This is a genomic window from Microbacterium sp. NRRL B-14842 (assembly GCF_050470785.1).
This window is the reverse complement of sequence record NZ_JBFLUM010000001.1, coordinates 906,959-919,656: the sequence shown is the minus strand read 5'-3', so window position 1 is coordinate 919,656 and position 12,698 is coordinate 906,959. Positions and strand designations below refer to the sequence as shown.

At 63.6% G+C, this 12,698-nt stretch carries 7 protein-coding genes and 3 rRNA genes; 2 read left to right on the top strand and 8 right to left on the bottom strand.

The window, feature by feature from the left end; genetic code table 11:
• Positions 1-19: 19 nt before the first annotated feature.
• The 4 genes from AB1285_RS04645 to AB1285_RS04630 form a co-directional block, all read right to left on the bottom strand.
• Positions 20-985 carry a hypothetical protein gene (locus tag AB1285_RS04645; RefSeq protein WP_429977422.1) on the bottom strand — a complete coding sequence of 322 codons (966 nt, stop codon included), beginning with the start codon at positions 983-985 and terminating at the stop codon, positions 20-22.
• 232 nt (positions 986-1,217) lie between these two features.
• Positions 1,218-1,334: ribosomal RNA gene (gene rrf, locus AB1285_RS04640) — 5S ribosomal RNA — on the bottom strand.
• A 111-nt stretch (positions 1,335-1,445) separates the two neighbouring features.
• Positions 1,446-4,548, bottom strand: a 23S ribosomal RNA gene (locus tag AB1285_RS04635).
• 415 nt (positions 4,549-4,963) lie between these two features.
• Positions 4,964-6,488, bottom strand: a 16S ribosomal RNA gene (locus tag AB1285_RS04630).
• Together the 16S, 23S and 5S rRNA genes form the textbook arrangement of a ribosomal RNA operon.
• A 762-nt stretch (positions 6,489-7,250) precedes the next feature.
• On the opposite strand from AB1285_RS04630, the gene AB1285_RS04625 reads away from it, so the two are divergent.
• Positions 7,251-8,417, top strand: a complete 1,167-nt coding sequence (locus AB1285_RS04625; RefSeq protein ID WP_370428509.1) for a CoA transferase — start codon at positions 7,251-7,253, stop codon at positions 8,415-8,417.
• 9 nt (positions 8,418-8,426) lie between these two features.
• Here AB1285_RS04625 and AB1285_RS04620 read toward each other — a convergent pair whose 3' ends face one another.
• Genes AB1285_RS04620 through AB1285_RS04605 form a run of 4 tightly spaced genes read right to left on the bottom strand, consistent with a single transcriptional unit; the run spans position 8,427 to position 12,032 of the window.
• Positions 8,427-9,239 (bottom strand): DUF4184 family protein, encoded by an 813-nt coding sequence (locus AB1285_RS04620; RefSeq protein WP_268776879.1) that lies wholly within the window; start codon positions 9,237-9,239, stop codon positions 8,427-8,429.
• A 12-nt stretch (positions 9,240-9,251) separates the two neighbouring features.
• The gene (gene tyrS, locus AB1285_RS04615) at positions 9,252-10,553 is read right to left on the bottom strand and encodes a tyrosine--tRNA ligase (RefSeq protein WP_370428508.1); all 1,302 of its coding nucleotides are present in this window, start codon (positions 10,551-10,553) and stop codon (positions 9,252-9,254) included.
• Positions 10,554-10,605: 52 nt separating this feature from the next.
• Positions 10,606-11,391 carry a hypothetical protein gene (locus tag AB1285_RS04610; protein ID WP_259955164.1) on the bottom strand — a complete coding sequence of 262 codons (786 nt, stop codon included), beginning with the start codon at positions 11,389-11,391 and terminating at the stop codon, positions 10,606-10,608.
• Complete coding sequence (locus AB1285_RS04605; RefSeq protein ID WP_187661862.1) at positions 11,388-12,032, bottom strand: SatD family protein; 645 nt, start codon at positions 12,030-12,032, stop codon at positions 11,388-11,390. Before AB1285_RS04605 ends, AB1285_RS04610 begins: the two co-directional genes overlap by 4 nt.
• Before the next feature lie 59 nt (positions 12,033-12,091).
• Between AB1285_RS04605 and AB1285_RS04600 the strand changes: the two genes are divergently transcribed.
• On the top strand, positions 12,092-12,676 hold the full coding sequence (locus AB1285_RS04600) for a DUF1349 domain-containing protein (protein ID WP_370428507.1): 585 nt from the start codon (positions 12,092-12,094) through the stop codon (positions 12,674-12,676).
• The last annotated feature ends 22 nt before the right edge of the window (positions 12,677-12,698 follow it).

Below are 12,698 nucleotides of genomic sequence, written 5' to 3'. Positions count from 1 at the left end.
TTCTCTTTGCTGAGCGTCTTCAGCTCGTTGCGCGCGGAGGGGTGCAGGTCGCGCGCCGTGACATCCTCCGGGACGCGCGGCTCGTCGAACCGCGGACGCTCGCTCGCCGCGTTGGCAGGACGGTCCCGCCCCGCACCGCCGCGCTGCGGGAAGGACCGAGACCGGTCACTCCCCCGCTCCCGGTCGAATCCGCCCTCGCGGCGCGGTGCGCTGTCACGATTGTTGTACCCGCCTTCGCGACGGGGGCCACCACCATCGCGGTTGTACCCACCCTCACGACGGGGCGCACCACCGTCACGGTTGTACCCGCCTTCGCGACGTGGGGCACCACCATCGCGGTTGTACCCACCTTCACGACGCGGGGCACCACCATCACGGTTGTACCCACCATCACGACGCGGGGCACCACCATCACGGTTGTAACCACCTTCACGACGCGGAGCGCTGTCGCGGTTGTAGTCGCCCTCGCGACGGGGCGCACCATCACGGTTGTTGTAACCGCCTTCGCGACGAGGGGCACCACCATCACGGTTGTAACCGCCCTCGCGACGGGGCGCACCATCGCGGTTGTTGTAACCGCCTTCGCGACGAGGGGCACCACCATCACGGTTGTAACCACCTTCACGACGCGGGGCACCACCATCGCGGTTGTAACCACCTTCACGACGCGGGGCACCACCATCGCGGTTGTAACCACCTTCACGACGCGGGGCACCACCATCGCGGTTGTAACCACCTTCACGACGCGGAGCGCTGTCGCGGTTGTAACCACCTTCACGACGCGGAGCGCTGTCGCGGTTGTAACCACCTTCACGACGCGGCGCACCATCGCGGTTGTTGTAACCACCCTCACGACGAGGGGCACCACCATCGCGGTTGTAACCACCTTCACGACGCGGAGCGCTGTCGCGGTTGTAACCGCCCTCACGACGAGGGGCACCGTCACGGTTGTTGTAACCACCCTCACGACGAGGGGCGCCGCCATCGCGGTTGTAGCCACCGTCCCGCCGAGGGCTTCGGTCGCCGGAACCGGCACGAGAACCGCCGTCGCGGTATACGGGGCGACCTCCGGAAGGACGTTCGTTGCGCTGGTTCCCGTCGTTGCGACGTGGACGGCGCTCTTCCTCTTCCGGCATGGTGCTCCCTGTTCTCTGTTCTCTTCGCTCGTAAACGCAAAATGGCCACCCAACGATGGGTGGCCATTTCGACTAAAAGGAGTCCGGCGGTGTCCTACTCTCCCACAGGGTCCCCCCTGCAGTACCATCGGCGCTGTGAGGCTTAGCTTCCGGGTTCGGAATGTGACCGGGCGTTTCCCTCACGCTATGGCCGCCGAAACACTATTGATGTTTCAATCAAACCTAAAGCAATGATGAATCATTGTTGAAGGTAGTTCTCGACCGTACATCGAGAACCACTCAGTGGACGCAAGCACCAACAAACGGTGTGTTATCAAGTCATCGGCTTATTAGTACCAGTCAGCTGCACACGTTACCGTGCTTCCACATCTGGCCTATCAACCCAGTAGTCTGGCTGGGAGCCTCTCACCCGAAGGTATGGAAGTCTCATCTTGAGGCCGGCTTCCCGCTTAGATGCTTTCAGCGGTTATCCATCCCGAACGTAGCTAATCAGCGGTGCTCCTGGCGGAACAACTGACACACCAGAGGTTCGTCCAACCCGGTCCTCTCGTACTAGGGTCAGATCCTCTCAAACTTCCTACGCGCGCAGCGGATAGGGACCGAACTGTCTCACGACGTTCTAAACCCAGCTCGCGTACCGCTTTAATGGGCGAACAGCCCAACCCTTGGGACCTACTCCAGCCCCAGGATGCGACGAGCCGACATCGAGGTGCCAAACCATGCCGTCGATATGGACTCTTGGGCAAGATCAGCCTGTTATCCCCGAGGTACCTTTTATCCGTTGAGCGACAGCGCTTCCACAAGCCACTGCCGGATCACTAGTCCCGACTTTCGTCCCTGCTCGACCTGTCAGTCTCACAGTCAAGCTCCCTTGTGCACTTACACTCGCCACCTGATTGCCAACCAGGTTGAGGGAACCTTTGGGCGCCTCCGTTACTTTTTGGGAGGCAACCGCCCCAGTTAAACTACCCACCAGGCACTGTCCCTGAACCGGATTACGGTTCGAAGTTAGATATCCAGAGTGACCAGAGTGGTATTTCAACAATGACTCCACGGTAACTGGCGTCACCGCTTCAAAGTCTCCCACCTATCCTACACAAGCCACACCGAACACCAATACCAAGCTGTAGTAAAGGTCACGGGGTCTTTCCGTCCTGCTGCGCGTAACGAGCATCTTTACTCGTAATGCAATTTCGCCGAGTTCGCGGTTGAGACAGTTGGGAAGTCGTTACGCCATTCGTGCAGGTCGGAACTTACCCGACAAGGAATTTCGCTACCTTAGGATGGTTATAGTTACCACCGCCGTTTACTGGGGCTTAAATTCTCAGCTTCGCCTTGCGGCTAACCGGTCCTCTTAACCTTCCAGCACCGGGCAGGCGTCAGTCCGTATACATCGTCTTGCGACTTGGCACGGACCTGTGTTTTTAGTAAACAGTCGCTACCCACTAGTCTCTGCGGCCTCCAAACGCTTTCGGAGCACGTCCTAATACGTCGAAGGCCCCCCTTCTCCCGAAGTTACGGGGGCATTTTGCCGAGTTCCTTAACCACGATTCTCTCGATCTCCTTGGTATTCTCTACCTGACCACCTGAGTCGGTTTGGGGTACGGGCGGCTAGAACCTCGCGTCGATGCTTTTCTCGGCAGCATAGGATCATCCACTTTTTATCCGCATCGTGTCTCAGCCTGTATGAGTCGCGGATTTGCCTACGACTCGGCCTACGCACTTGCACCAGGACAACCATCGCCTGGCTTGGACTACCTTCCTGCGTCACACCTGTTAATACGCTAACCGCACCAGCATGGGGTCACGTGCTCCCCTCCACGGTGTCACCCGAAGGTGACGATGTGAAGGCTCGGACGTTTAGCACCACTGGATTAGCTTGGGCGGTTCTTCGCCGGTACGGGAATATCAACCCGTTGTCCATCGACTACGCCTGTCGGCCTCGCCTTAGGTCCCGACTTACCCAGGGAAGATTAGCTTGACCCTGGAACCCTTGGTCTTTCGGAGGACGTGTTTCTCACACGTCATTCGCTACTCATGCCTGCATTCTCACTCGTGTAGCCTCCACGGCTGGTTTCCACCGCCGCTTCGCTGGCCACACGACGCTCTCCTACCCATCAACACGGCTGGACCACGAAGGCCTACCAATAATGTCAATGCCACAACTTCGGTGGCGTGCTTGAGCCCCGTTACATTGTCGGCGCGGAATCACTTGACCAGTGAGCTATTACGCACTCTTTCAAGGGTGGCTGCTTCTAAGCCAACCTCCTGGTTGTCAGAGCAACTCCACATCCTTTCCCACTTAGCACGCGCTTTGGGACCTTAGTTGGTGGTCTGGGTTGTTTCCCTCTCGACTATGAAGCTTATCCCCCACAGTCTCACTGCTGCGCTCTCACTTACCGGCATTCGGAGTTTGGCTGACGTCAGTAACCTTGTAGGGCCCATCGGCCATCCAGTAGCTCTACCTCCGGCAAGAAACACGCAACGCTGCACCTAAATGCATTTCGGAGAGAACCAGCTATCACGAAGTTTGATTGGCCTTTCACCCCTATCCACAGCTCATCCCCTCAGTTTTCAACCTAAGTGGGTTCGGTCCTCCACGACGTCTTACCGTCGCTTCAACCTGGCCATGGATAGATCACTTCGCTTCGGGTCTAGGACATGCGACTGAATCGCCCTATTCAGACTCGCTTTCGCTACGGCTACCCCACACGGGTTAACCTCGCCACATATCGCTAACTCGCAGGCTCATTCTTCAAAAGGCACGCTGTCACACCTACCAGGGGTGCTCCAACGGTTTGTAAGCAAACGGTTTCAGGTACTATTTCACTCCCCTCCCGGGGTACTTTTCACCTTTCCCTCACGGTACTTGTCCGCTATCGGTCATCTGGGAGTATTTAGGCTTATCAGGTGGTCCTGACAGATTCACACGGGATTTCACGGGCCCCGTGCTACTTGGGATACTCTCCACGCCAGAACACGCATTTCGACTACGGGGTTGGCACCCTCTATGACCGGCCTTTCAAGACCGTTCGTCTATACGCTTCTGTAACGTCGCCAGCTCGGCAGAACTGACTGGTGAGTCCCACAACCCCGAATATGCAACTCCTGCCGGATATCACACACACTCGGTTTAGCCTGATCCGGTTTCGCTCGCCACTACTAACGGAATCGCGGTTGCTTTCTCTTCCTGTGGGTACTGAGATGTTTCACTTCCCCACGTTCCCTCTACCCGCCCTATATATTCAGGCGGGAGTCACTAGGTCGGCACGCCGCCCAGCGGGGTTTCCCCATTCGGACACCCTCGGATCAAAACTTGCTTATCAGTTCCCCGAGGCTTATCGCAGATTGCTACGTCCTTCTTCGGCTCCAGATGCCAAGGCATCCACCGTTTGCTCTTAAAGACTTGAAATCACATGAGTTTGAATCAAAAACTCGACCCCATCCGAAGATGGAATCAGAAATTGACTAATGATCTTTAAGATCATCTTGTGCAACCAGCTCGAAAGCCGGCTGCAAGATGCTCGCGTCCACTGTGTAGTTCTCAAAGTACGGGCGGAACCCCCATCCACCTGCCCCCACAGGGACAAACAGAAAGAGGTCCAGAGGTTCAGACCAGACCCCGAAGGATCCGCATCCGGTCCCTCAGGACCCAACAGCGTGCAGGCACCGGTCCCCTCACCCAGAACCTTCCAACCACCGAAGCGGCGTACTAGTCCCGAGATCAGATCTCGATGCCATGTCAAATGTTCCACCCATGAGCTCCCAGCGAAGAACGTATGCCTTCGATCTGGGTTCTGGACGCCGAAGCGTCAGATGCTCCTTAGAAAGGAGGTGATCCAGCCGCACCTTCCGGTACGGCTACCTTGTTACGACTTAGTCCTAATTACCGATCCCACCTTCGACGGCTCCCTCCACAAGGGTTAGGCCACCGGCTTCAGGTGTTACCGACTTTCATGACTTGACGGGCGGTGTGTACAAGACCCGGGAACGTATTCACCGCAGCGTTGCTGATCTGCGATTACTAGCGACTCCGACTTCATGAGGTCGAGTTGCAGACCTCAATCCGAACTGGGACCGGCTTTTTGGGATTCGCTCCACCTCACGGTATTGCAGCCCTTTGTACCGGCCATTGTAGCATGCGTGAAGCCCAAGACATAAGGGGCATGATGATTTGACGTCATCCCCACCTTCCTCCGAGTTGACCCCGGCAGTATCCCATGAGTTCCCACCATTACGTGCTGGCAACATAGAACGAGGGTTGCGCTCGTTGCGGGACTTAACCCAACATCTCACGACACGAGCTGACGACAACCATGCACCACCTGTTTACGAGTGTCCAAAGAGTTGACCATTTCTGGCCCGTTCTCGTATATGTCAAGCCTTGGTAAGGTTCTTCGCGTTGCATCGAATTAATCCGCATGCTCCGCCGCTTGTGCGGGTCCCCGTCAATTCCTTTGAGTTTTAGCCTTGCGGCCGTACTCCCCAGGCGGGGAACTTAATGCGTTAGCTGCGTCACGGAATCCGTGGAATGGACCCCACAACTAGTTCCCAACGTTTACGGGGTGGACTACCAGGGTATCTAAGCCTGTTTGCTCCCCACCCTTTCGCTCCTCAGCGTCAGTTACGGCCCAGAGATCTGCCTTCGCCATCGGTGTTCCTCCTGATATCTGCGCATTCCACCGCTACACCAGGAATTCCAATCTCCCCTACCGCACTCTAGTCTGCCCGTACCCACTGCAGGCCCGAGGTTGAGCCTCGGGATTTCACAGCAGACGCGACAAACCGCCTACGAGCTCTTTACGCCCAATAATTCCGGATAACGCTTGCGCCCTACGTATTACCGCGGCTGCTGGCACGTAGTTAGCCGGCGCTTTTTCTGCAGGTACCGTCACTTTCGCTTCTTCCCTGCTAAAAGAGGTTTACAACCCGAAGGCCGTCATCCCTCACGCGGCGTTGCTGCATCAGGCTTTCGCCCATTGTGCAATATTCCCCACTGCTGCCTCCCGTAGGAGTCTGGGCCGTGTCTCAGTCCCAGTGTGGCCGGTCACCCTCTCAGGCCGGCTACCCGTCGACGCCTTGGTGAGCCATTACCTCACCAACAAGCTGATAGGCCGCGAGCCCATCCCCAACCGAAAAATCTTTCCAAACGCAGACCATGCGGTCACGTCACATATCCAGTATTAGACGCCGTTTCCAGCGCTTATCCCAGAGTCAGGGGCAGGTTGCTCACGTGTTACTCACCCGTTCGCCACTGATCCCACAGAGCAAGCTCCGTGTTCACCGTTCGACTTGCATGTGTTAAGCACGCCGCCAGCGTTCATCCTGAGCCAGGATCAAACTCTCCGTAAAAAGAAATTGCATACGAACCGGGGAAAAACCGGAACGCAGCGAGTTTGATGCTGACCAAAGAGATAAATCATTGCTGACTATCCATTGCCAACCCCACAAGGAGGTTGGTCTTTGATCCAAAGGAATTCTCACCCAGCCAAAGCTAGACGAGGATAATTTGGCATTTGACAAGTGCACGCTGTTGAGTTCTCAAGGATCGGATGCTCCCACGACCCAGCCATCACGACCAGGCCCGCAGGGCAACTTCTCTATCTTAGCCATCCCGACCCGCTTGTCAAATCGGCGCGCCGTGCGGATCTCGGATCCGCTGCGCAGCCGGTGACAGCCGCAGAAGGGGTGGATCTCCCATCCTAGACGCAAGCGTCTGATCTCTCAAGTGAGAGAGGATCGGGAGTGGTTCTCCGCTTGAGGGGGGTGAAGCTCTGGGCTTCTCCGCTTCCCTGTGGGGCGAACAAGTAATAAGTTACGTGGATTCCGGGGGTCTGGCAAATCGGGCGCACTCCCCCGGGCGTGTCGCAGGCCCTCATGCGCCTGATTCCCCCGGATCAGCCAGGGTTTCCGGCCACTTCGCGGCCGGGAGTAGCATCTCGCCATGGTCTCCGGTCGTCCCACCTCCGCCGCTGAGCTGCTCGCCCGCGTCGTGATCGAGGCGGGCGGGGACGCGTCGCAGGCCCCGACGGACTCGGGCCTCCGTGCCCTCGGGGCGTCCCGCTCTCGTCGCGCACGGCGACCGGCGATCTCGCTCTCGTCAGCGTCGCAGCAGTGGCCCTCGCCGCGGGTATCGATCTCACGCGCGTCGACCCCGTCCGCGTCGCCGTCGCCTACCGGAGCGACAGGTATCTGGAGGTGGGCGGCACTCCCCCTCCCGTGTGGGCGCCCCTCTCCGGGTTCTGGGCGAGCGCGGATGGATGGGTCCGGACACACGGCAACTACCCGCACCACGCGCGCGCGCTTCGCACCGCGCTGGACCTGGACGACAGGGCAGGAGCGGAGGCCGTGGCCCGCACGCTGGAGACGCTGCACACCGCGGAGGCCGTCCGCCGGATCTCCGAAGCCGGAGGTCTCGCCGTGGCCGTCCGCCCTGAGGACCGCGCGGCCGATGAGGCTCTGCGGCGGACGCCCGTCGTGGACGTCGCGATCACGGAGGCGATCGGCCGACGACGGGGGAAGGACCGACGTCTCCCGTCGCCCGGTGCGGCGGGGCAGGCTCCCCTCGCCGGCGTCCGCGTCCTCGACCTCACGCGGGTGATCGCCGGTCCGGTGTGCACCCGGACCCTCGCGCTCCTCGGCGCGGACGTGCTCCGCATCGACCCGCCGCACCTCCCCGAGCTTCCGTGGCAGCATCTCGACACCGGTCACGGCAAGCGCACCGCGCTGCTCGATGCCCGAGGCGCTGCGCTGCACGACCTCCTGGAGACCGCGGATGCCGTCGTGCTCGGCTATCGTCCTGCGGCCCTGGAGCGCCTGGGCCTCTCCCCCGACGCGCTCGCCGCACGGTATCCGGGCCTGCTCGTCGCCCAGCTCAGCGCCTGGGGCACGTCTCACCCCGAGCGCGCCGGCTTCGACAGCCTGGTCCAGGCGGAGAGCGGCATCGCACTGATCGAGGGCGACGGCGGTCGGCCGGGCGCTCTTCCGGCTCAGGCATTGGACCACAGCGCCGGCTACCTCCTCGCCGCCGCCCTCACGCAACTGCTCCGCCACCGCGACGGGCACTCGCGAGTCGTGCGGACCTCCTTGCGTCGGATCGCCGCCGATTTGCTCGGGATGCCGCGGACGCCCCGCGCGTCGGCGCTCCCCGAGGTGGACGCATCCGGTCACCTGGCCCGCTTCGACGTCGACGGGGAAACGATCGTGACGGCCGCCCCGGCACTCCCCGGCCTGGCGTTCGATGCCCCGCACGGGTGGGGCACGGACGCGCCGCACTGGTGAGGCGCGGGATCAGACCGCAGCGCGCGGCCGCCGCACCGCCAGGACGACGCAGAGGACCAGGGTCAGCACGCCCCACACCGCGCAGGCGGGCGGCAGCACCCGATATGCGAGATGCTGCACCGTGAACTCGGCGGACAGCGGTCCGAACGCGAGCAGACCGCCGACCCACGCGATCACGAGGATCACCGGCAGCGAGAGCCACCACGCGACCCGCATGAACGTCGGAAGGACTCGGCGCGCGTCCGCTCGAGGCGTCGCGCGGCGCAGCCGCAGTGCAGCCCAGATCGCCAGGCCCAGCAGGCCGAGGGCACTCGAGCCGTACTGGAGCCACTTGTAGCCGTCGAAGGGACCCCAGGAGTCCGCGAGCGCGGGCAGCAGATCCACGCCCCACCGCGAGTCGTGCGTGAACGCATCCCAGAGGATATGCGAGAGCACGCCCAGCATCGTCGAGAACACGAGCAGGAACGGATACAGCGGTCGCCAGCCCGCGTACCGCGGGCGGTCATCGCGACTCAGCGCCTCGATCGCCGCCCGGTATCCGGTCACCCCCCAGCCGGCGGGTAGTCGCACGGACACCCATCCCGGCAGCAGTTCCAGGGTCGCCGGGCGCAGCAGGACGCGCCAGAGGAGGAACAGCCCGAGAGCGAGCAGCGTCGTCCACACGAGGTTGACCGGATCGTGCAGGAAGCCGTAGTTGAGGCCGACGTTGCGCAGGAACAGCGAGATGTCCGGCGTCATCGCTCCGATCGCGATCGCCGCGGGGACGAGCGGCGTGCGCACGAACGGCAGCGCGACGATCGCGTGGCTCGGAGTGAACGGCATATGAGGCCGGGGTCAGCCCAGGAAGACGCCGGCGAGGGTCTTCTTCCCGCGACGCAGCACCGAGACACCGCCGGGCAGGGTGCCCTGCACGGTCGCGGAGTCGTCCTCCACCCGCTCCCCATCGAGGGAGACGCCGCCCTGCGCGATGGCGCGGCGCGCCTCCGACAGGCTCGACACGAGACCGGTGGCGACGAGGGCGTCGACGACCGGAGTTCCGGCTGCGACCGTCGCATGCGGAAGCTCGTCGAGCGCCGTGCGCAAGGTCGCCGGGTCGAGAGTCGTCAGGTCGCCCTGCCCGAACAGCGCCTCGGACGCCGCGATCACGGCCGCCGTCGCCTCGACGCCGTGCACCGTCGCGACGACCTCGAGCGCGAGGCGCTTCTGGGCGGCACGGCGGAACGGCTCGGTCGCCACGAGCTCCGCGTACTCCTCGATCTCGGCCCTGGTCAGGAACGTGAACACCTTGAGGCGCTCGATCACGTCGGCATCGGCCGTGCTGAGCCAGAACTGGTAGAACGCGTACGGGCTCGTGAGCTCCGCGTCGATCCAGATCGCGTTGCCCTCGCTCTTGCCGAACTTCGTGCCGTCGCTGTTGGTGATCAGCGGGGTGCCGATCGCGTGGACGGACACCCCTTCGACCCGGTGGATGAGGTCGGTGCCGCTGGTGAGGTTGCCCCACTGATCGGAGCCGCCCGTCTGCAGCACGCAGTCGTACTGCCGGTAGAGCTCGAGGAAGTCGAGCCCCTGGAGGATCTGGTAGCTGAACTCGGTGTAGCTGATCCCGGCGTCGGAGTTCAGGCGCGCGGCCACCGCGTCCTTCTTCAGCATGGTGCCGACGCGGTAGTGCTTGCCGATCTCGCGGAGGAAATCGATCGCGGAGAGCGGCGCCGTCCAGTCGAGGTTGTTCACCATGCGGGCGGCGTTGTCCCCTTCGAAGCTGAGGTAGCGCTCGACCTGTCCGCGCAGACGGTCGACCCATTCCGCCACCGTCTCGCGGGTGTTGAGCGTGCGCTCCGCGGTGGGCCGCGGGTCGCCGATCAGACCGGTGGACCCACCGACGAGACCGAGCGGCTTGTGCCCGGCGAGCTGGAGGCGGCGGAGCAGGAGCAGCTGGACGAGGTGCCCGAGGTGCAGGCTGGGCGCCGTCGGGTCGAAGCCGCAGTAATACGTGACGGGATCTCCCGCGAGCAGGGCGCGCAGCGCCTCCTGGTCGGTGGACACGTGGACGAGGCCACGCCACACGATCTCGTCCCACACGTTCTCGAACGTGGGGTCGATCGCCTGCGGCGCGGTCGTCAGAGCGGGAGTTGACACGCGCTCCAGGCTAGCAGCGGACGACCGCCCCGCTGCGTCGCGCGGAGGGGTGTCAGCTGTGCGCGGCCCACCACACGAGGAACGCGGCGCCGAGGCCGATGACCCAGCTCACGAGGCTGCCGACGAGGAAGTACTCCGCGCGGGCCCCGGTCTCCCCGTCGCGGGAGATCTCCGGGAAGCGGACGATGCCCTTGGCGGCGAGCATGGCCGCGAGCACGGGGTACGCCGCGGCCAGGGTGAGGATCATCACGAGGACGCGTTCGAGCGGGCCGATGAGCCGCCCGCCCTTGAAGCCGTGGCGGGGATCGGCGGGGATCACCCCCACCGCAGGGGCATCGGCCGCAGGCTGGTCGGTCGGTGCGGATGCGACGACCGGAGGCACCGGCTCCGCCACCTCCGCGGGGCGCCAGGTGTGCTCGCCGTCCAGAGCCGCGCGGACGACGAGGTTGGCGGATTCGAGCAGGAAGACACCGGCGCCGAGCGCGAGCACGGCCAGATCGAACGGCACCTCGCCGAACGGCGAGCGGAGCGTCCAGAGCTCGCCGATGAGACCGGCGGCATTCCTCGATCCGCCCCAGACCACGGCGCCGATGCTGAGGGCGGCCAGCGAGACGGCCGGCCAGAACCCGGCACGGGACGGCCCCTCGTCCGGCATGCTCCAGGCCCACAGCGCTCCGGCACCGAGTCCGAGGAGGGCCGGCAGCAGCGCGTCCCCGCCGATGCCGAGGAGGAGGACCACAGCCGCGGCCACGACGTAGCCGATCCACCGCCGAGGCACGAACTGGCGGACGAGGTCGGTCGCGCCGACGGCCAGGAGGACGAAGCCCGCGAGGATCATGCGGTCTCCCCCCGGAGCGCGGCCACACCCTCGATGACAGCGGCGGCTCCCGCGCTCCGCAGCGATTTGGACACGCTCGGCTGGGAGATGCCCTCCTGGGCGGCGAGCTCCTGCTGGGACCGGCCGACCAGGCGCCCGTACGTGAGGTGGCGCTCGCGCGTGCTCATCGCCCCGACGAGCTCGTCGCGCGCAAGGACATACGCGTTGGACGCGGCGATCACGGTCTCCATGACCTCATCCTGGCCCGGGGCTCCGACAATCCAGGTGCGCGTGCGCGGCACGGCGCGCTGTTCGCGGGCGTGCACGGTCTCGATCGCGGCGCGCGCCGCATACCACCCAGGGCCGTCGGCCAGCTCACCGTGCACCGACGCCACCGGTCGGACCTCGCCGATGCCGACGCCGAAGCGGAACGCGAGGCCCTCAGGGAGCCGGAGCTGGACCATGAGGAGGGAGAGGAGCGCGTCGGGAAGCTCGCGGTAGACGCCCTGCTGCTCGTCCCCTACCGTGGGCGTGAGCGGCTGGACCGCCAGCGGACGGTCGCGTTCGACCTGCGCGATGGTCTCGTCGAGTGCACGCTGTGCGGCGCTCCGGTCCCCGAGCTCTCGGGAACCCACGATGTCGGCGATCACGGCGATGACCATGGGATAACCGTAACATGAATATCCGAGGTTTATGCCTCATATGGCTATAGATAGGAAATATGCCTGATTCACGCATCATCGACTGGACCGACGGCACCTGGACCCACGCCCCCGCGCTGACGCGCATCGACGGGCATCTCGACGCCACCGCGATCGAGGGCAGCGATGCCTGGCGTCACACCGCGTACGGCTTCGTGCACGACTCCGAGCATGCACTGCTCGCCCCGCTGGAGGTCGGTGAAGCGATCGAGGTCGCCTTCCGCGCGCCGTGGGAGGGGCAGTTCGACCAGGCGGGCCTCTTCGTCCGCGCCGATGACCAGCACTGGATCAAGGCGGGAGTCGAGTTCGCCGACGGCCACCTCGGCCTGGGCGCCGTCGTGACCGCCGGCCGCTCGGACTGGTCGGTCGGCTACGTCGACGACTGGCGCGAGAGCGAGATCACCGTCCGGGTCAGCCGCTGGGCGGACGCGATGATCGTGCGGGCCCGCGCGGACGACGGACCGTGGCGACTCGTCAGGGTGGCTCCCTTCGCCGGTGACACGGCCGTCTCCGCAGGACCGTTCCTCGCAGCACCCACCCGGGAGGGCCTGACCGTCCGGTTCACCCGGTGGGAGCGCTCGGCCGCCGACGGCGACCTGCACTGAGGCGCGGTCGCCGCCGGAACGA